General features: G+C 38.6%; 20 protein-coding genes and 1 rRNA gene. 1 reads left to right on the top strand and 20 read right to left on the bottom strand.

Annotated features, from left to right (window positions below; genetic code table 11):
• Positions 1-289: 289 nt before the first annotated feature.
• The 7 genes from C9J36_RS15535 to metG all read right to left on the bottom strand — a co-directional run bounded on the left by C9J36_RS15535 (position 290) and on the right by metG (position 7,651).
• Positions 290-478, bottom strand: coding sequence for a small, acid-soluble spore protein, alpha/beta type (locus C9J36_RS15535; protein ID WP_066165629.1), 189 nt, complete (start codon positions 476-478; stop codon positions 290-292).
• 342 nt (positions 479-820) lie between these two features.
• A complete protein-coding gene (locus tag C9J36_RS15530; protein WP_066165631.1) occupies positions 821-1,078 on the bottom strand; it encodes a Veg family protein in 258 nt (85 codons plus the stop codon).
• Positions 1,079-1,224: 146 nt separating this feature from the next.
• Positions 1,225-2,112, bottom strand: a complete 888-nt coding sequence (gene rsmA / locus C9J36_RS15525) for a 16S rRNA (adenine(1518)-N(6)/adenine(1519)-N(6))-dimethyltransferase RsmA (protein ID WP_066165634.1) — start codon at positions 2,110-2,112, stop codon at positions 1,225-1,227.
• A complete protein-coding gene (gene rnmV / locus C9J36_RS15520; RefSeq protein WP_066165638.1) occupies positions 2,105-2,668 on the bottom strand; it encodes a ribonuclease M5 in 564 nt (187 codons plus the stop codon). Before rnmV ends, rsmA begins: the two co-directional genes overlap by 8 nt.
• Before the next feature lie 658 nt (positions 2,669-3,326).
• Positions 3,327-4,532 carry a resuscitation-promoting factor gene (locus tag C9J36_RS15515; RefSeq protein ID WP_107943685.1) on the bottom strand — a complete coding sequence of 402 codons (1,206 nt, stop codon included), beginning with the start codon at positions 4,530-4,532 and terminating at the stop codon, positions 3,327-3,329.
• 133 nt (positions 4,533-4,665) lie between these two features.
• Positions 4,666-5,442, bottom strand: coding sequence for a TatD family hydrolase (locus C9J36_RS15510; protein ID WP_107943684.1), 777 nt, complete (start codon positions 5,440-5,442; stop codon positions 4,666-4,668).
• Positions 5,443-5,692: 250 nt separating this feature from the next.
• Positions 5,693-7,651 carry a methionine--tRNA ligase gene (metG, locus tag C9J36_RS15505; protein ID WP_107943683.1) on the bottom strand — a complete coding sequence of 653 codons (1,959 nt, stop codon included), beginning with the start codon at positions 7,649-7,651 and terminating at the stop codon, positions 5,693-5,695.
• A 411-nt stretch (positions 7,652-8,062) separates the two neighbouring features.
• Between metG and abrB the strand changes: the two genes are divergently transcribed.
• The gene (gene abrB, locus C9J36_RS15500) at positions 8,063-8,341 is read left to right on the top strand and encodes a transition state genes transcriptional regulator AbrB (protein ID WP_042479106.1); all 279 of its coding nucleotides are present in this window, start codon (positions 8,063-8,065) and stop codon (positions 8,339-8,341) included.
• 277 nt (positions 8,342-8,618) lie between these two features.
• Here abrB and rsmI read toward each other — a convergent pair whose 3' ends face one another.
• The 13 genes from rsmI to rrf form a co-directional block, all read right to left on the bottom strand.
• The gene (rsmI, locus tag C9J36_RS15495; RefSeq protein ID WP_107943682.1) at positions 8,619-9,488 is read right to left on the bottom strand and encodes a 16S rRNA (cytidine(1402)-2'-O)-methyltransferase; all 870 of its coding nucleotides are present in this window, start codon (positions 9,486-9,488) and stop codon (positions 8,619-8,621) included.
• Positions 9,469-9,747, bottom strand: coding sequence for a GIY-YIG nuclease family protein (locus tag C9J36_RS15490; protein WP_107943681.1), 279 nt, complete (start codon positions 9,745-9,747; stop codon positions 9,469-9,471). The genes rsmI and C9J36_RS15490 overlap by 20 nt, the downstream gene beginning before the upstream one ends.
• Positions 9,731-10,480, bottom strand: a complete 750-nt coding sequence (locus C9J36_RS15485) for a tRNA1(Val) (adenine(37)-N6)-methyltransferase (RefSeq protein WP_066165656.1) — start codon at positions 10,478-10,480, stop codon at positions 9,731-9,733. Before C9J36_RS15485 ends, C9J36_RS15490 begins: the two co-directional genes overlap by 17 nt.
• A 506-nt stretch (positions 10,481-10,986) precedes the next feature.
• On the bottom strand, positions 10,987-11,334 hold the full coding sequence (gene yabA / locus C9J36_RS15480) for a DNA replication initiation control protein YabA (RefSeq protein ID WP_042479111.1): 348 nt from the start codon (positions 11,332-11,334) through the stop codon (positions 10,987-10,989).
• A 128-nt stretch (positions 11,335-11,462) separates the two neighbouring features.
• Positions 11,463-12,278 (bottom strand): PSP1 domain-containing protein, encoded by an 816-nt coding sequence (locus C9J36_RS15475; RefSeq protein ID WP_107943680.1) that lies wholly within the window; start codon positions 12,276-12,278, stop codon positions 11,463-11,465.
• On the bottom strand, positions 12,271-13,275 hold the full coding sequence (gene holB / locus C9J36_RS15470; protein ID WP_107943679.1) for a DNA polymerase III subunit delta': 1,005 nt from the start codon (positions 13,273-13,275) through the stop codon (positions 12,271-12,273). The genes C9J36_RS15475 and holB overlap by 8 nt, the downstream gene beginning before the upstream one ends.
• Before the next feature lie 151 nt (positions 13,276-13,426).
• Positions 13,427-13,864 carry a YaaR family protein gene (locus tag C9J36_RS15465; RefSeq protein ID WP_066165665.1) on the bottom strand — a complete coding sequence of 146 codons (438 nt, stop codon included), beginning with the start codon at positions 13,862-13,864 and terminating at the stop codon, positions 13,427-13,429.
• A 48-nt stretch (positions 13,865-13,912) separates the two neighbouring features.
• A complete protein-coding gene (locus C9J36_RS15460) occupies positions 13,913-14,242 on the bottom strand; it encodes a cyclic-di-AMP receptor (RefSeq protein WP_066165667.1) in 330 nt (109 codons plus the stop codon).
• A gap of 70 nt (positions 14,243-14,312) precedes the next feature.
• Positions 14,313-14,942, bottom strand: a complete 630-nt coding sequence (gene tmk, locus C9J36_RS15455) for a dTMP kinase (protein WP_107943678.1) — start codon at positions 14,940-14,942, stop codon at positions 14,313-14,315.
• 18 nt (positions 14,943-14,960) lie between these two features.
• Positions 14,961-16,385, bottom strand: a complete 1,425-nt coding sequence (locus tag C9J36_RS15450) for an aminotransferase class I/II-fold pyridoxal phosphate-dependent enzyme (RefSeq protein WP_107943677.1) — start codon at positions 16,383-16,385, stop codon at positions 14,961-14,963.
• A 70-nt stretch (positions 16,386-16,455) separates the two neighbouring features.
• The gene (locus tag C9J36_RS15445) at positions 16,456-17,322 is read right to left on the bottom strand and encodes a hypothetical protein (protein ID WP_107943676.1); all 867 of its coding nucleotides are present in this window, start codon (positions 17,320-17,322) and stop codon (positions 16,456-16,458) included.
• Positions 17,315-17,791, bottom strand: coding sequence for an RNA polymerase sigma factor (locus tag C9J36_RS15440; RefSeq protein WP_161956450.1), 477 nt, complete (start codon positions 17,789-17,791; stop codon positions 17,315-17,317). Before C9J36_RS15440 ends, C9J36_RS15445 begins: the two co-directional genes overlap by 8 nt.
• A 1,128-nt stretch (positions 17,792-18,919) precedes the next feature.
• Positions 18,920-19,030 (bottom strand): 5S ribosomal RNA (gene rrf, locus C9J36_RS15430); the annotation flags it as partial.

Raw genomic sequence — 19,030 nt, 5'->3', positions numbered from 1 at the left:
TTAAGGAATCACATTTTTAAACAAAAACAGGATTGTATGAAAAGGCAATCCGCCTTGCTTAAACAATAAAAATTCGATTTTCCATTATTCACTTTCATTCAGAAGAATATCCCCTAATTTTTGTTTTTCATCTTTTCAAAGAACCTTCTTGCCACTCTAGCTGAGTGAGCTTTTTGAAGTAACACCAACAAAAGCGTCCAAAATGCCGGCAACTGCACGGCTTTTTGGACGCTCCTCTTTCCTTTGCCAACTTTCCTATATGATCGGTTTACTTAAGTTAAAACTATCGCTACTTTGTGTCTGTAGCTTGTTGCTCAGCAAGAAGCTTTTCTGCTTTCTCAATCGCATGTTTAACCATATTCCCTGCATCACGGGTAGTAATACCACCCCAGCCTTCACGTTCTACTACATCATAAAATCCAAGTTCTTTTGCAATCTCTTCCTTCAGACGATTCGACATGATGCCTTTTCGTGCCATGCAGATGACCTCCCTTTCTAAAGTTCAGTTGGCTCCATTAGTATGCTTAAATTCATTTTCTTTATACAGCTAATTCATAAAACAAAAAAACACTCAAAAATTTGAGTGTCCTTTTACATAGTGAACTACCCTCCACTTATTTGACCTTACAAGTCTAATTAAAGTGGGGGTTTCTCGATTTATCGTTGCTGTTACTAACCAACGATAAGTGCCCGAGCAAACCCTCTTGTTCCAAGAGTTTTTGTTTCTATATTATAGCGTGGGCTTCGGCTATCGCCAATTCACTCATGTTCCTTGAGAATAGGAGACTTCTTTTGGAAACCCGTTAAAAAGTATCGGTAATTATTTACCAACTGCTATTGCATCATCTAAAAATGTAATTTCTACTGATTCTGTTAAAATATCTGTGTAGCTGTAAGAAACGCGTTTACACGCATTATCTTTTTCATCGAGCTCTACTACGAATACTGCGCGATGTGTTTCACTTAATATACCTGCACATTCAACCGTTTTTTTGCGGCTACCGTTTGCTTTTATTTGCAAACGCTTGCCTAAATGACCATCTAGAGCCTTTTTAATATTGGCAATTGTTTTTGGCATTTCGCATACACCTCACTATTTATTAGTGTATCACGTTTTATAAACAATGTCAAAAGATATATATTTTATCACCATACAATAATTTTAGTCAACTTTTTTCTTATAAAAAAATTATTTTTTTTAATTCTTGTCTTAAGTTAGCCAAATTATTGGCGTTTTGCGAAATTTGGATAAAGTGCATCCGCTAATTTACCGAATTCTTGAATTGTTAAAGTTTCTCCACGACGTGTTGGCTCAATTTCGCATTTTATTAATGCCGCTAAAATATCCTCTTTCTTTTGCTTACCATTTGGCAGTCCAGCCTGCAAATTATTCAAAATTGTTTTACGACGTTGCACAAATGATGCGCGTGTCACCTCAAATAAAAATTCTTCGTCAATAACCGCTACTGGTGGCTTATCATGCTTAATTAATCGAATAACTGCTGATTCGACATTTGGCTGTGGCATAAACACCGTTTTAGGTACAATCATTGCTACTTCGGCTGTCACAAAATATTGAATCGCAATAGAAAGTGAACCGTATTCCTTCGTGCCAGGCTTTGCAGTAATGCGATCCGCCACTTCCTTTTGCATCATAACAACAAAACCACGAATCGGTAGTTTGTCATGTAGAAGCTTTAATAAAATTGGTGTCGTCACATAATATGGCAAGTTGGCAACAACCATAATATCCTGAACATCAGGCATTTCCTTTGCGATTACTTGTGCTACATCTGCCTTTAAAATATCTGAATGAACAATTGTAACATTGTCATAGGGACTTAACGTATCTTCTAGCACTGGCAATAAGCGCTGGTCAATTTCAAACGACACAACTTTTTTAGCCTCGCGTGCCAAATGCTCGGTTAAAGCACCGATTCCCGGACCGACCTCGATTGCACCGCTGTTTTCTGTTAGCTTTGCATGACTTACAATATTTCGCAAAATATTTGGATCAATTAAAAAGTTTTGACCCAAGCTTTTCTTAAATGAAAATCCGTACTTTTCCAAAATTTCTTTCGTGCGAATAGGTGTTGCAATATCTTTATGCATTTTGTTCCTCCTGATCTAACTGTGCAATTGCTTGGGCAAATTGTGCCGGTGTAATTTGAAACATTTTCAAGCGCTTATGCAACTGCTTACCATTTGTCATACCAATATTTAATATTTCTCCTAGTCGATTGCGACGTGGCTTTGATTGTGGATGTCCGATAAGGTGCGCTAGCATTAAATCCTCAAGGGTTATTTCCTCCATATTCGTTTGCTCATTCGGTGTATAAACATCCTCAAGTGCTTGACGAATATCTGCATCACTGGCATGCTCGATGCCAAGACCTTTACCATTTTTAGCAATTGTTTTATTTTTCGCTAAAAATGCATGCTTTACATTCGGTATACGCTCCTCAATAATTGCACGTATACGGCGTCCTGGATAGTCTGGGTCTGTAAATACAATGACCCCACGCTTCTCGTTTGCATGCTCAATGCGACACAATATTTCCTCGTTGATGGCTGAGCCATTCGTTTCAATTGTGTCCGCACCGACAGCTCGTTTAATCGCTGTTGTATCATCCTTACCTTCTACAACGATAATTTCTTTTATATCCAAAAGCTGCTCCTCTTTTCTGCTGAATTTAGATAAAGTGAAACTTCAATCAGTGGCTTTTCTTCAGCACCCACTGATTGTTAGTTGAACCTATCGGGCTTTTACAGGCAGTTAATCTCCACCTACCCTTAAGCCGATTCTCATTCAATTCTTTAAATGGGCATCTTACTGCCCGTTAATGCGGGGTAAATGATAGAGCCATTTTATCATAATTTTCTCCAATACACTCTTCAGAAAACACTTCTTACTATAGAGAAAACATAGTAGCCCTTATAGCGAAGTAAAGGGGTGTAAGGAAAGTCAAAATTTTCCTTACACCCCCTATGAACATTTTGGTATTGCTTTAGTTTTCGTTCGCTAGTATATCAATTACAAATGCATTCATTATCTCTCGCCACTTCTAGAAAAGAGACTGCCGTACCTGTCCGCTTCACTTTCGATACAAACATGTGCTCCGCGGTTACTCGTCGCAGAAAACATTGCCGAAGGAAGTTAAACATGTAGAAATGAAGCTGCCTGAAAAATCATAGTGAGACAGCTCTTTTGTGCAGTGTGAAGTAGCATTGAATACAACTACTACAAAAGCACATTTTTTGGAAGTTTGCGTCATTTAAACAGCACGAAATAAATGAGCAAAAAAATTAGCTCATTAACTATATATTTAATTTAATACTTTAATACGTACTTGCTTACGTCCCCAGCTATATGCTTGTTGCTTTGTTTGCACAAGAATATCAATTTTATTGCCTTTAATTGCACCGCCAGTGTCACCAGCAATTGCATAGCCGTAGCCTTCAACCCATACTTTTGTTCCTAAAGGAATGACACGTGGGTCTACAGCAATCAATTTTAATCCAGGGTCGCTACGCAGGTTAATGCCTGCAGCCGAAATGCCAGAACAGCCATTACAGTATGGTGTATATGCAGTCGCTGTTACATAAAACTCTGTGCCGCCAGCAGGTGCTGCTGAATTACTACGAGAAACACTCGCAGTGACAACCTTTGTCCCTACGGCTACAACTTTTGTTGTCGGCTTCTTTGTTACATTTTCAGATTTCAATGTTTTTTCGACAACTTTACCATTTTCCTTTACTACTTCGTAAGTGCGCTCTACTTTCCCCGCGACACCTTCTGTTACAACTTTTTCTTTGCCTTTTAGCAATGAAGAATCGTTTTTCTTTTCGACTGCGAAATCAACGGATTCTTCCACTACATCGGTAACTTTTTCTACGCGAACAACTACGATTTTCTCTGCTGGAGTGATAACGTCCTCCAGTTTATTCTCGACACGATCAAATTCACCTAATTGAATTTCTTGTTGTTTTAAAAAGTTAGCGACCGTAGTCGAAGTGGACCAAACTTGTCTCTCTTCTAAACCATCGACAAGCGTTAACTGAAACGCCTTTTGAATATCGATTTTGTTATCTGCCTCTATTTCAGTAGTCAAGCTTTGTGATATTTTATCGTGCTCTGTTACTTCGATATTTGCTTCTTCCAAAATGTTCTTCACTATTTTTTCAGTTGTCCATACACTTGACTCTTCTCCGTCAACTGAAACGATTACTTCTTTTGCCTGTTCCCATTCAATCGTCATTCCACTAACGATTTTGGTATCTAATGAGGGTGATACTTTATCATATTGTGATACGTTAATGTCGCGTGCCTCTAAAAGCTCGCCGACCGTTTTTGCGTGTGTTGCTACTTTTTGCTCTTCCCCATCCGCCATAATAATGACAGGTGATTTCGTTCCTTGGAAAAGAACGAATGAAATTACAGCTGCAAACAAGACAAACGATAATATTTTTGCTCTTGTTTCCTTGCTCCTCAATGATCCTAAGAACTGGCTTTTCATGGAATTATTTGACATGAAAATACGCCTCCTTGATACTCGCTGAATTATACGGACTTGATTTCATGCTGTCAACTATAAAGTTTTTTATCCGCTAAAAAACACTTAAAAAAAAGTGCTTTAAACGCAGTATTGGAGGCATATTCACAATTTAAACATCTAATTTTAAAAAACGTATTGCATTAGCCGTCGTTGCATTAGCAACTTCTTCCAAAGGGAGCTCTTTTTGTCTTGCTATTTCTTCAGCTACCAATGGCACATAAGAAGGTTCATTTCTTTTCCCTCTGTATGGGTGCGGCGCTAAATACGGTGCGTCTGTTTCGATTAATAGATGTTCTAAAGGTATTTCCTTTGCGACTTCCTTTGGCTGGCGCGCATTTTTGAATGTCACAGGTCCTCCTAAGCTAATCATGAAATTCATATTGATACATTCACGCGCAGTTTCCACGCTGCCTCCAAAGCAGTGCATAATGCCACCAACAGTAGCAGCATTTTCTTCGCGCAAAATACGAACAACATCTCCTGTTGCATCGCGGTTATGAATGATGATTGGTAAATCTAATTTTTGTGCTAGCTTAATTTGCTTACGGAACCAAAACTCTTGTACATCCTTTGGTGACTTGTCCCAATAATAATCAAGTCCCGTTTCACCAATACCAACTACTTTAGGATGTGCTGCAAGCTCTTCAATCCATTCTAAATCCTTCTCTGTGCAATCTATGGCATCAACAGGATGCCAGCCAATGACCGCATAAATAAAATCGTATTTATCTACTAAGGTCATTGCCCGTTCAATTGTTTTGCGGTCGAATCCAATAACCACCATTTTTTCAACATTTACTGCTAGAGCACGGTCAATTACTTGCTGTAAATCCCCATCATATTGATTTGCATTTAAGTGTACATGTGTGTCTATAAAAGTTACCATCTTTCATTACTCCTGACGTATATTTTATTGGATTGAATTATTTCTTAGTTTTCAGAATTATTACGTTTATATTACAAAAACCTTATCTTTTATGACATTATATGTGTATAGAATTTTTATTTAGTCCTATATAACTACTTTTAATACTTTTTTTGCATTTTTTAATTATGCTAATATAATTTAATCCATATTCTACTTTTCAATAAAAAGAGCCTGTGGTAAACAATTTTTCCAACAGGCCCCTCATACATTATTTTACTTTTGCACCGTTTTCAAGTTTTGAATCAACTGTAGCTAATGTTAACACTCCATCATGCGAGCCGGCTAAAATCATCCCTTGTGACAATTCTCCGCGTAGCTTCACTGGTTTTAAATTTGCGACAACAATCACCTTTTGACCTACCAACTGCTCAGGTGTATAATGCTCCGCAATGCCTGAAACAACTTGACGTTTTTCGTATCCTAAATCAACTTGTAGCTTCAATAATTTATTTGCTTTTGGCACAGGCTCACAAGCAGTCACTGTAGCAACGCGTAAATCAATCTTCATAAAGTCATCAATAGAAATTTCTGCAACCTCTCCAGCCTCCGGATTTTTTGGTTGCTCCTGTGGTGTTTGAACTGAGCTTTGCATTTGCTCACGAATATAATTAATTTCCACTTCATTTTCCAAACGCGGGAAAATAGGTGTTCCTTTTTCTGCCACTTTAACGTTTGGCGCAATAACATTGCCGAATGTTTCAATTGTATCCCATGCTAATAATTTATCATCTAACCCTAGCTGCTCAAAAATGCGTGCTGGCGTTTGTGTCATAAACGGCTGTAGCATAACCGCAATATGGCGCAAGCTTTCTGCTAAATTCGCCATAACCGATGCCAATTTTGGTCGATCTGCTTCCTCTTTCGCTAATACCCAAGGAGCTGTTTCATCAATATACTTATTTGTGCGAGAAACAAGCGACCATAACTCTGCCAATACGACACTAAATTGCATTTTCTCCATACTTTCTTCATATTTAATACGCGTTTCGTTTGCATGTGCTTTTAGCGCTTCATCAAACTCCGTTGATTGTAAATTATTAGTCGGGATAATGCCATCAAAATATTTATTCATCATGGATACAGTTCGGTTTAATAAATTCCCTAAATCATTCGCTAAATCAAAGTTTGTACGCTCTACAAATGATTCTGGAGAAAATACGCCATCCGATCCAAATGGTAGCTCGCGCAATAAGAAGTAGCGCGCTGCATCTAATCCATAACGCTCTACAAGCATTTCAGGATATACGACATTTCCTTTTGATTTCGACATTTTTCCATCTTTCATCATAATAAAGCCATGTGCAAATACTTTTTTCGGTAGTGGCAAATCAAGTGCCATTAAGAAAATTGGCCAATAAATTGTATGGAAACGTACAATGTCCTTTCCTACAACATGGACATCTGCTGGCCAATACTTATTAAATAGTTCCTCATTATCAGAGCCGTAGCCTAATGCCGTAATATAGTTTGAAAGTGCATCTACCCATACATAAATAACATGCTTAGGATCACCGGGTACTTTAATTCCCCAGTCGAATGATGTACGTGAAACCGATAAATCCTCTAATCCCGGTTTAATGAAGTTATTAATCATTTCATTTTTACGTGATTCCGGCTCAATAAATTCTACATTATTTTCATAGTATTCCAATAGTCGACTCGCGTATTTCTTCATATTAAAGAAATATGATTCCTCTTTTACCGTTTGTACATCACGTCCACAATCAGGACATTTACCATCTACAAGCTGCATTTCTGTATAGTATGACTCACACGGCACACAATATAAGCCCTCATACTCGCCTTTATAAATATCACCATTCTCTAAAAACTTTTTAAAGATGATTTCAACGCTTTGTTTATGGCGCTCCTGCGTTGTTTGAATGAAATCGTCATATGAAATATCCATCAACGCCCAAAGCTTTTTCGCTGCGTCCGCAATTTCATTTACATAATCTTGTGGATTTTTGCCAGCCTCCGCTGCCTTCTCTTGAATTTTCTGTCCATGCTCGTCCATACCTGTTAAAAGACGTACATCATAGCCGCGCAGTCGTTTATAACGTGCCATCGTATCTGATGCAACTGTCGTATACGCTGTACCAATATGGAATTTTCCACTCGGATAATAGATAGGGGTTGTTATATAAAATGTCTGTTTTTCGTTCACGTAAAGTGCCTCCAATTACTTTGCAATATAATATCTATTCTATCGAAGTACGAATTTCGTTTCAATGATAGAATATTACAGCCTTAACAGGGTGTCAGTTTTTTCTAACAAGGAAATTCCCTCGAAATCCGGGACGTCCATTGAAAGAAGTTAAATAAATCGACAAAATATGTCGAATTTTGTAGAATAACGCCGATAAATAAATAGATGCTTTTTCTTATTATATCCTAATTTCTCTCAATAAACCGCCATTTTAACTTACTTTTTAACAAATCATTTATAAAGTAACTTTTTTTTCAAACTAATTTATTGACGATTATGTAATTACTTGGTATGATTCATGGTAGACAAGCAATTCATGTCGAATTTTGTAGAATTGTTATACAATTTATTTTAAGGAGGAATTATATTATGAAATCAACTGGTATTGTTCGTAAAGTCGATGAATTAGGACGTGTAGTAATTCCGATTGAATTACGCCGCACATTAGGTATTGCTGAAAAAGATGCTTTAGAAATTTATGTAGATGACGACAAAATCATCTTAAAGAAATACATGCCAAATATGACATGTGCTGTAACTGGTGAAGTATCTGACGATAACCTACGTCTTGTAGGTGGTAAATTAATTTTAAGCCCAGAAGGTGCTGAATTATTAATTAAAGAAATCGAAGCAGGCTTAAAAAAATAAAATTATAGAAAAGGCTGTCTGATAAGTGTGCTCCTATACGCCACTTATCAGACAGCCTTTTTTAACAATATCCATTATGCCCCTCGGCCAACTCTAATCTGGATTTTTTGGGAATCCCCTCAAAATTTATGATACCCTCCGCAAGTCTAGCTAATGCGATGTTCCTATACATATCGAGTTCTTGGATTTCCCCTCTCTGTACCTGTCCCCCTGCTCTCAGTACAAAAATAATGTGCTCCGGCGATTACTCGTCACAAACAGGATGTTAAGCATTCGTTCATTTATGATATGCCTGATATACATCTCGCTTTGGTAAATTGCGTTGTTTCGCAACTTCTTTAATAGCATCCTTCGAAGATATATCCATTTCTTCAATTATATATTCTACATGCTCTTCAATTGTCATGTTTGTCCAAAATGCTTGCTCATCCTCTGATGGGACCTCTTGGTTACCTTCCAGCACAACGCAAAATTCTCCCCGAATTTCACTGTTCATCGCCCACTCTACTGCCTCATTCACATTACCGCGCAAAAACTCTTCAAATTTCTTTGTTAATTCACGGGCTAATGTAATTTGACGATTGCCGATTACAAGCTCAATATCCTTCAAAGTATCTTTTAAGCGATGCGGCGCTTCATAAAAAATAATTGTTTCTTGGCGCTTTTTTAAGCTTTCAAGCTGTAAGCGGCGCTCCTTTTTATGTCGATTTAGAAAACCAAAAAAATAAAACGGCTGTGCTGTAATACCTGAAGCAATTAATGCCGTCAATGCAGCATTCGCTCCAGGTAACGGCACAACAGCAAAATCCTCTGCGATTGCCTTCATGGCAATATCTGCACCGGGGTCTGAAATACAGGGTAATCCCGCATCGCTAACAAGTGCAACGGATTTCCCTTCACGCAAATAGTGCAAAAGCTTTTCTCCACCCGCTTCTATATTATGTTCATGATAGCTGACGAGTGGTGTTGTAATATCGAAATAATGACAAAGTTTTTTCGTATTACGCGTATCTTCAGCAGCAATAATATCAACCTCTTTTAATATACGTAATGCACGCATCGTTATATCCTCTAAATTGCCGATTGGTGTCGCGACCAAATAAAGGCAAGCACTGGCTTCATGCTGGCTACTTTTTTGTGATTTCATGCTCATTCCTCCCTATGTAATCTTCCTTTTTTTCACGTGTTAGCTGTTTAAATGCATATTCTTGCTGCATTGCCTCCCGTTTCGTAGTGAATTCCTCAAAATAGACGCATGTGACAGGTAATCTTGCTCTCGTATATTTTGCACCTTTACCAGCATTATGGACAGCAACCCGCCGTTCTAAATTATTCGTATAACCCGCATATAAAGACCCGTCCTTACATTGTAAAACATAAAAATAATGCTTAGCCACGCTCTCCATATAAAAGTTCACTCACTTCTGCTGTATAGTTGTTATCATCATCATACACATAAAGGGGTGGTAAGATTTTCAAGTCTGGTTTACCATCTTTAATTCCTTCTATTAATAGTGTATTCGCTTCCTTGCCAGCTTTCGGATAAACGAGGCGAATGCGCTTTGGTTCTAACCGATGTGCTCTCATAGCTGTAATAATATCAAGCAAACGACCTGGTCGATGTACAAAAGCGGCTTTCCCGCCTTGCTTTAACAAACGACTTGCAGCAATGACAGCTTCCTCTAATGTTAAGTGAATTTCGTGACGTGCAATTGCATGATGCTCACTTATATTTTTGTCGCTCATCTCATGTGCTAAAAAATATGGAGGATTACATGTTACTGCATCATATTTTTCAACACCCAATTGATTAGCAGCTTCCTTTACATCCCCCAACGTCATTGTAATCTGCTGGTTAAGTCCATTATAATCAACACTCCGACAAGCCATATCGTATAATCTAGGCTGCAACTCTACTCCTGTAATCTGTGCCTTTGTTCGTGCACTTAAAAATAATGGAATAGCCCCATTACCTGAGCATAAATCAACAATATGTCCTTTGTTTTTTGGGACATTCACAAAACGTGATAACAATACAGCGTCTAAAGAAAACGAAAATACAGAGGGGCTTTGAATGATACGTAAATCCTCTGCTAATAAATAATCTAAACGCTCATCATCTCGTAGCCACTGTTCCATTTCTAATATTTCCTCCTTTATGATGAAGCACCAAAAGAGAGGGGCTGGTGGAATAGCAAATGTTCATCTGCCTTCCCCCAGCCCTTCCATTATCAATTACGCCTCAGCTTAATTGCGTTCAAATTTTTCAAGCTGTTTGGTGGATATTAACCTAAAACCGTCACGTCCTGTGACAACGGTTAACTGACCTGCATCACACACAAGACTCCCTTCAAAATCTGTGACATCCGCCGAATGCTTTAAACCAACACGATATTGGCCACTCAGTCGTTATCTTAGTATGCATTTGTTTTAGACTGAGTTCCTCTTTATCAGCGAGTGTTTGGACATCGGCTGAAACTGGCTTAATACTTGCATCCATCTCTCTACCTATAGAGGTGGAGACTTCTGCCGAAACAAGTTAAAAAATATTTACAATACGATTATCATTGCTGACGCGATGATTAGGTTTTTAACAAAGTCGAGCTGTCCAGAAAGAAACTCTTTTCTAGACAGCCCTCTTTTAACTATGTTGTTTTATTTAAAAACGATAGGCAAAACAAGCAATCCTCACCTTTACGCGAGCTGCCAAAATGTACGTGGCATACATGAAATCCTTCGTGGTAAAGACGTGCTAAGTTATCATAGCCTTCACCAATGTCTGCCACATCGCTTTTGCGCTCCTCATTTTGTATCGCTTCATTTGATTGCAATTCATCTAAGCGCGCACGTAGGTGAAGATTTTCTGCTTGAAGTGTTTGATGTTCTTCCATCATATGTGCAACAAACTGTTTTAAATAGTTAAATTGCTCTTGTATCGCTTCAAGCTGTTGTTCGAATTCCATAACGGTATTTAAGAAATTACGGTCCTTCACTCAAGCCACCCCATTAAATCTTTATCTTTATTCAGTTGAAGTTTATCACCTTTATCAATTACCCCATTGCATCCAGCTTTTAAATGAGCTATCGAATCTAGACTCACTTACTCTACGACGCATGTAATCTATATAAGATTTCCCTCAGATTGCAATAGTTCTTCAAGCGTATACTCTACTGCTCGCTCTTGCTCCTGTAAATAAACTTGAATTATACGCTCTAACACATTCAAGCCTATTACTTTTCCGATGCCATCTGGCGTCATTGTTGAATCGCCAATATCCGGCATTCCTTCTTTTGCTGTCTCATACTCATCATTCTCATATTTCAAACAACACATTAAACGACCGCAAAGTCCTGAAATTTTCGTCGGATTTAATGATAAGTTTTGATCCTTCGCCATTTTAATGGATACCGGATCAAAATCACCTAAAAACGTTGAACAACACAGCATTCGTCCACATGGACCAATTCCACCTAATAGTTTTGCCTCGTCGCGAACACCTATTTGACGTAGCTCAATACGCGTACGGAAAACAGATGCAAGATCTTTTACAAGCTCACGAAAATCGACTCGCCCCTCCGCAGTAAAATAGAAAATAATTTTATTGCGATCAAACGTATATTCCACATCGACAAGCTTCATATCTAAGCTATGCTCGATAATTTTAGCATTTGCTAAATCAAACGCGCGCTTTGCCTCCGTTTGATTTTCATCAACTTGAATACGATCACGCTCATCCGCTGGGCGTACAACCTGCTTTAATGGTAATACAACATCATTTTCTCCAACTTCCTTCGTCGGTATAATGACTTTACCATATTCAATGCCTCGCGCTGTTTCTACAATGACGTATTGATTTTCTACTAATTCGTACATTGCCGGATCGAAATAATATATTTTGCCCGCTTTTTTAAAACGAACACCAACTACATTATACAAATGTATACCCCTCCTGCAGATTCAGCATAAGCTGCTCCATCAACAACGTCCTATTCATATTACGTTGTAGCTGCTGTCTAGCTTGTAAAATTGCCTGCATTTGATTTGATAATTGCTCGTATGTCGTGTGTAAGGCTCTATCTTTAAAGGCTTGTAACATATCTGGGTAGGTACAAGCAGACTCCATATTTGCTTTTAATGCGACAATATCACGATAAGCAAATAGCAGTAAATCAAGCGCCTGCTCCATTTCGTTTCTTTCTTTAAAGGAAGGTAGCCACTCTTCATGCACAATTAACATCGCCTCATGGACATTTTTTCTGACAGCTTCTATTAATTTTAACACTGTTTTTCTCGCATGTGCAAATAGCTCATCTTTCGCTAAAAAAAGTGCTGTATCTAGTTCATTTGCTACCACACTTACTGTAGCTGCCATCGACTGTGTGACACCTTGCTCTACTAACCGCTGCACAATCACTTGTCGCGGTAGCTGTGAAAATTTTATATGCTGACAGCGTGAACGTATTGTCGGTAGCATCGACTGGATTTGCTCCGTCAATAAAATCGCAATAACATCACCATCGGGCTCCTCTAAAAATTTAAGCAATGTATTTGCAGAGGCTGTATTTAATTTATCTGCATGATGTAGTACATAAATTTTCCTACCTGCCTCCGCTGCTGTCATTGTCATTTCAGAAATAAGCTCCCTCACTTGATCGACTTTAATAAATTGTCCATCAGGCTCTATTTGTCGAATATTTGGATGATTGCCCGAATCTACTCTTAAACAATTTCGACATGTTTCACATGGAACATTATTCGACACGTTTTCGCATAATAAAAGCTTTACAAAAAACTGCATAACAGCTCTTTTTCCACTACCTTTTTCACCATCAAAAATATAAGCATGAACCATCCTATTTTTCTCGTAAACTGTTTGAATTTGCTTTATAACTACAGGCTGTAGCATTTCTAGCTCATTCATATTATGTGCCATTTGCTTCACCTTTTCACATCTTCAAATTTCTCCAGCTTTCATAGAAAGCTTGTTGAATCAACTATGCATCGGCTAAATCTCGTCCAGACGTTTTTCTGACTTTTTATCCATGTTAGAAAAAAGCCCGTGTCATGTGGTGGAGACACGGGTTTTACATATATAGATTAATTAATAATCCTTTAATTTCACCTATTTTAGCCAATAGGTCAATTGTTTCCTTTTCTTCATCTAATAAATCCTGTGCTAATTCAACTAGACGCTCATCGATTGTTTCGATAATTTTTAAACGACGCCCTTCACCAAAGCGATTCCACGTATGTGATTGCTTCATTTCAAGACCATAATCAACAGCTTCCTGCAAAAAACGCTTAATCAACATTTTATAACGTGTCAACTCACGTAAATTACGGGATCTTGCTACGCGCTCCCCTGCTGCTGAAATATCACCAAGCAAACGTGTTAACTGGTCTGTTTGCATTTTGGTTCCTTGTTTTACAACCATTTCTCCAAACCGATTAGCGCTTTGTGTTGTAGGCCGTAGTTCATTGCGATTGGTGTTTAGAACACGTAAATCTTGGTTGATTTTCAATGAATTCCCCTCCAGCGCCACTTCTATTTTAGTATCTTTTGTTTGGAATTAGAAATGATGGAATTGCTCAATTGGCAATACGAATACTGTAGCGCCACCAACTTCTACTTCAACAGGATACGGGATATAAGAGTCTGCATTGCCTCCCATCGGTGAAACTGGTGCTACCATTTGTTCTCGTGCTCGACAGTTTTCTCGAATAATATCTAAAAGCTTCGGTATCAACGAATCATCTGTACCAATCAAAAACGTTGTATTTCCTGAACGTAAAAATCCACCTGTACTCGCTAATTTTGTTGCTCGGAAATTATTTTTTGTTAATGCGTTCGATAAACGGTTGCTGTCTTGGTCTTGTACAACGGCCACTACTAATTTCATCCGCCCTCACCCCTTCAATAAAATTGATAGTACTATTATAGCACAACACAGTCATGCAATTCATTTACTTTTAAACTATAACCTCTTTTAAAATTTCCCAAACATCCTCAATTACTTCCTCCAAAGGCTTTGAGGCTTCTACTATGCGAATTCGTTCTGGATAACGACGCAGTACCTCTTCATAACCAGCATACACTTTCTCATGAAACACTAAACTTTCAGCATCTAAACGATTAATTTCATCTGAACGATTTGCTTGAATGCGTGTCAATCCGATGTGAGGCTGTAAATCAAAGAACAATGTTAAATCAGGCATTCTTTTCCCTATGGCAAACTCGTTAATACTGAGTACTTCATCCACGCCAAGCTCTCTAGCATAGCCCTGATATGCAAGCGAAGAATCAATAAAACGATCGCATAATACATGCTTTCCCGCTTGCAGTGCAGGTATAATTTTTTCATAAAAATGCTGGCTGCGCGCTGCAGCATAAAGCAATGCCTCCGTATGTGCATCCATTTCCTTATATGCTGGATTTAAAATAACTTCCCGTATATTTTCAGCAATGCGAATACCACCTGGCTCCCTCGTTGCTAAAAAATTTACCTTTTGTTGCTCTAGGCGTTGTACAATTTCCTTCAGCACAGACGTTTTTCCTGCCCCATCTGGCCCTTCGAACGTAATAAATAAATTGCTTACCATGTTGTTATATTCCTCCAACTACTGCTTTATGACATAAATTCGTTTTTTATTTAATTGATGGTTCCCTTGAAATGTTGCGCCTATCGCCAATAATTCCTCTAGCTGACTTAGTTTTGCGACCGTAATTTTTTCTCCAGGTATAAACAATGGAATCCCCGGTGGATACGGAATAATCATGGATGCTGCTACCCTTCCTATTGCGCGCATATAAGGTATCCATTCTTTCTCTAGCTGCTCTACCTCTCCAAATTGATATTCTGGTGTCACGATTTTCGTTAAACTAAATTGCTCACTTAATTTTGGTAAAACCTCTTGCTCTGTTGTTCGCAGCGTTGCTATGGCTTCTTTTATACGTATACGCATATCCGCAAATGGATATGCCTCTCCTCTTTTTAGAAGCGGTAAAATGGCGAGCACTTGCTCTGCATCTGCAAGCTCTACATATAACTGATGTCGCTCCAGTTGCTCCTTTAATTGAAAGCCTGTATATCCGTGAACACGCAACAACAATTTTAAAGGGTCATCCACCTCAATAACTGTCAGCGCATCAATTGCTCGTAAAGACTCTATCCATTGCGCTCGCTTCTCCTTTAAATAATGCGCATCCGCTTCAATATACGTGCTAACATAATGCCTTGCATCATCCAAAGAGGCAAGCAATAAATAGGAGGGGCTACTCGATTGTAGCATGCGTAAATAGCGATTCACTTTATCCACTTCTACAAGAGCTGATTTCACATGTAAGAATGAAGCCATCGTCATGGCAGGCAATGTTTTATGAGCCGAGTGTACAACAATATCCGCACCTAATGCTAAAGCCGACATTGGAAAACTTTCACTCGCAACAAAATGCGCACCATGCGCTTCATCTACAAGTACTGGAATTTTATATGTATGACATAAATCAATAATCGCCTTTAATTGTGTTGTTACGATTCCATAATACGTAGGTGATGTTAAAATAACTGCTTTAATATCTTGAAAATGCTGTAATGCTTCTTTCACTATATCTAAATGAATATGTGTAGCTGTACATGTTTGCTCGTCCCATTCTGGTGCTAAATAAACAGGTTGTGCCCCAACAAGCTCCAGTGCATGGAAAATGGATTTATGTGCATTACGCTGAACAAGAACTGTATCACCTTTTTGGCATGTTGCATAAACCATCGCTAAATTCCCAACGGTCGAGCCGTTCACTAAAAAAAAGCTTCGGTCTGCCTCGTATGTTTGACATAGCAACTCCTCTGCCTGGGCAATTGCCTCCTCTGGCTGATGGAAATCGTCCAATCCAGTCAACTCCGTTACATCATAGCGCAAAGTTGGCAGCATTTCACTTGGTAAATTTGAAATACTGCCATTTTTATGCCCTGGCACATGCAGAGAATACGGCTCCTGCTCAATAAATTTTTGTAAAGCTTCCACAAGCGGGCGCTCTCGTTTCATCTTCCTTCACCCCGTTCATATTCCTGCTCTCATTATACATGAAAAAGAGCATGGGGAATGACCCCATGCTCTAGATAATAAATAATATACAGCTAAACGCTATCAACAAATAACAAGTACGATAAACAATCATTTTATAACGCCAGTTTTCAGCACCGTGGCGAGCTTCTAACCACAATTTTAACCCCCCACTTATAATTACAGTAGCGAAAAAGTTAAATACAAGTGGATTTTTTATAACGATGAATGGAACAATAATAATTAACATCATTACTATATCTATGACATATTGTAACTTCATTGAATATAAAGGGAGTTTCTTCCCATCATGTCCTTGTGGTCTTATCTTTTTTTCAACTGCCCATAATAAACACATACTGATAATTAAAATAATATATCCTGTACTGCGAAAATCACGTTCAGTAATAAGGAAAACTAGCCCTGCCATTGTATCATATAAATTATGATTATCTAAAATGTACCATTCCCCATTCATATCGCCAAGATGCATATCTTCTCCCCAATTAATAAAGTACTTCTCCATTACCCCATTTTCGTATGTTAATTGCACCGTATATGTAATATCAGGAACGTTTGACAACGTAATTGGCTTCATTTCATGTAAAGCTTGCTCAAAGCTATCAAGCAGTGAAGGGCTTGTTATATTTTTTACATTCCAACGATAAATGGAGCTAGGATTCCCCTCTCCTAACGTTCCTAAAATTTGCACAATATCATTGGATTTAAGCGCTGTTCGCTCAGATGGATGGATTGGCATCGTAATAAACAATAAGCAAGCAATTAATACAATGACTGGGGGCAATACAATTGGTAATAAATGAGGTCTTCTTTTTTGTAATCGTTTTTCAATCAAACGATATTGCTGCTCCTTCTTTTCTTCACTAGGCTTTACAGCTAATTGTTTAAAATCAAACATCCGCTTCCCTCCCCATATTACCACGCAACGATTTTAAGCCTTGCGCTGTATAATTCTTCACTTGCACCTCTGACAACTCCAAATAATGAGCCACCTCTTTCACTGATAGTTCTTCAATATAACGAAGAATAATCACTTCTCGATAATTTACTTTAATTTTTGCTAATGCTCTATACAGTTCCTGTACTTCCTGCGAACGTAATAATAACTCCTCGGGTAAAAGTGCCTCATCTTCATAATCTGTTTTAGTTAAAGGCAACCATTTTAATAGCTGCTTTCGCCTAAAATAGTCATATACTAAATTCCGAGCGATTCGGATAAGTAATGCTTTTTCATTTCGTACATGCTTTGTATGATAATAGCGGATAAATGTTTCCTGAACAAAATCATCCACAATCGCAGGATTTGTAGTTAAAAAGAGTATGTATTGATAAATTGCTTCATAGTGTTGCTCATATATATCCTGCACGCACATCCCCTCCTCTTATAATTAAAGACGAATAAACTTCGTATTGGAATTAGTAAAAATATAAATATTTTATGTATCTGTAGAAAAGGAGGAGGTTAGGGCAAGTATGGCGGATTTCTTTATTGTCATATAAGTAGATTTTGAAGGTTATTGAAAGGCTGTGATACTATAACGGTAAGCTTCTCCCTTTCCGTAGGTCATTTCAAGCTTTTATTAGCATGTTACAGGAAAGCTTTAATTCCATTGATATTTTGTTTTACAAAGGCATTATCTATATTGTTTTATCTCTACTTTTAGTAACTGTTGGTTCTAGCTGATAGTTTAAATTTATTTATAATAGGCTCCCAGCGGTTCGTTATTCCATGCTTTTCGAAGTTTATTCCATGTTTTTATGAGTTTATTCCACGTTTTTCAACTTTTATTCCATGTTTTCTGAGATTTATTCCATGTTCGCTCTTTTTCTTCTTGGTAACTTCTGCACTTGACTACTGATATTCTTCAGTGGTTTTTGGTTGCGAAGCAATGTCCTACTCTCACAAGGAGCGCCCCCAACTACCAGCGGCACTTCAACGCAGCACAGCTGAGCCGCGGATTCCTTCGTTGCCCGCGTCGCTTGCGGTGCTCATGTGCGATGCACATTCCGCTCCGCGCTCCTTGGCGCCTCGGACTCCTTGCTCTTCTGCACTGCTTGAGCTTGTATTCGATTAAAAGTGTTTGCAATTGTTTGCCTCCGATTACGCACCGAGCTGACCTTCGGTCTTTGGTAGTTGGGGGCTTCTTTTCCATATAAAAAAACCACTGATTCCTCAGTGGTTTTGATTGCGAAGCAATGTCCTACTCTCACAGGGGGCACCCCCAACTACCATTGGCACTTCAACGCAGTACAGCTGAGCCGCGGATTCCTTCGTTGCCCGCGTCGCTTGCGGTGCTCATGTGCCATGCACATTCCGCTCCGCGCTCCTTAACGCCTCGGACTCCTTGCTCTTCTGCACTGCTTGAGCTTGTATTCGATTAAAAGTGTTTGCAATTGTTTGCTTGCGATTACGCGCCGAGCTGACCTTCGGTCTTTGGTAGTTGGGGGCTTCTTTTCCATATAAAAAAACCACTGATTCCTCAGTGGTTTTGATTGCGAAGCAATGTCCTACTCTCACAGGGGGAAGCCCCCAACTACCATCGGCGCTAAAGAGCTTAACTTCCGTGTTCGGTATGGGAACGGGTGTGACCTCTTTGCCATCATTA

Origin of the sequence: Metasolibacillus fluoroglycofenilyticus, from assembly GCF_003049645.1 — a bacterium.
GTDB classification, from domain to species: domain Bacteria; phylum Bacillota; class Bacilli; order Bacillales_A; family Planococcaceae; genus Metasolibacillus; species Metasolibacillus fluoroglycofenilyticus.
Note: the sequence above shows the minus strand (reverse complement) of the source record. Positions and strands in the feature narration are given on the sequence as shown.

Coding starts and splice junctions, on each gene's coding strand:
- C9J36_RS15510 (WP_107943684.1), bottom strand. CDS start 5,442: ATGGTAACTTTTATAGACACACATGTACACTTAAATGCAAATCAATAT.
- C9J36_RS15450 (WP_107943677.1), bottom strand. CDS start 16,385: ATGAAACGAGAGCGCCCGCTTGTGGAAGCTTTACAAAAATTTATTGAG.
- rsmI (WP_107943682.1), bottom strand. CDS start 9,488: ATGAAATCACAAAAAAGTAGCCAGCATGAAGCCAGTGCTTGCCTTTAT.
- C9J36_RS15485 (WP_066165656.1), bottom strand. CDS start 10,480: ATGGAACAGTGGCTACGAGATGATGAGCGTTTAGATTATTTATTAGCA.
- C9J36_RS15445 (WP_107943676.1), bottom strand. CDS start 17,322: ATGTTTGATTTTAAACAATTAGCTGTAAAGCCTAGTGAAGAAAAGAAG.
- C9J36_RS15515 (WP_107943685.1), bottom strand. CDS start 4,532: ATGTCAAATAATTCCATGAAAAGCCAGTTCTTAGGATCATTGAGGAGC.
- holB (WP_107943679.1), bottom strand. CDS start 13,275: ATGGCACATAATATGAATGAGCTAGAAATGCTACAGCCTGTAGTTATA.
- rsmA (WP_066165634.1), bottom strand. CDS start 2,112: ATGCATAAAGATATTGCAACACCTATTCGCACGAAAGAAATTTTGGAA.
- C9J36_RS15490 (WP_107943681.1), bottom strand. CDS start 9,747: ATGGAGAGCGTGGCTAAGCATTATTTTTATGTTTTACAATGTAAGGAC.
- C9J36_RS15530 (WP_066165631.1), bottom strand. CDS start 1,078: ATGCCAAAAACAATTGCCAATATTAAAAAGGCTCTAGATGGTCATTTA.
- C9J36_RS15535 (WP_066165629.1), bottom strand. CDS start 478: ATGGCACGAAAAGGCATCATGTCGAATCGTCTGAAGGAAGAGATTGCA.
- C9J36_RS15460 (WP_066165667.1), bottom strand. CDS start 14,242: ATGAAATTAGTAGTGGCCGTTGTACAAGACCAAGACAGCAACCGTTTA.
- tmk (WP_107943678.1), bottom strand. CDS start 14,942: ATGGTAAGCAATTTATTTATTACGTTCGAAGGGCCAGATGGGGCAGGA.
- abrB (WP_042479106.1), top strand. CDS start 8,063: ATGAAATCAACTGGTATTGTTCGTAAAGTCGATGAATTAGGACGTGTA.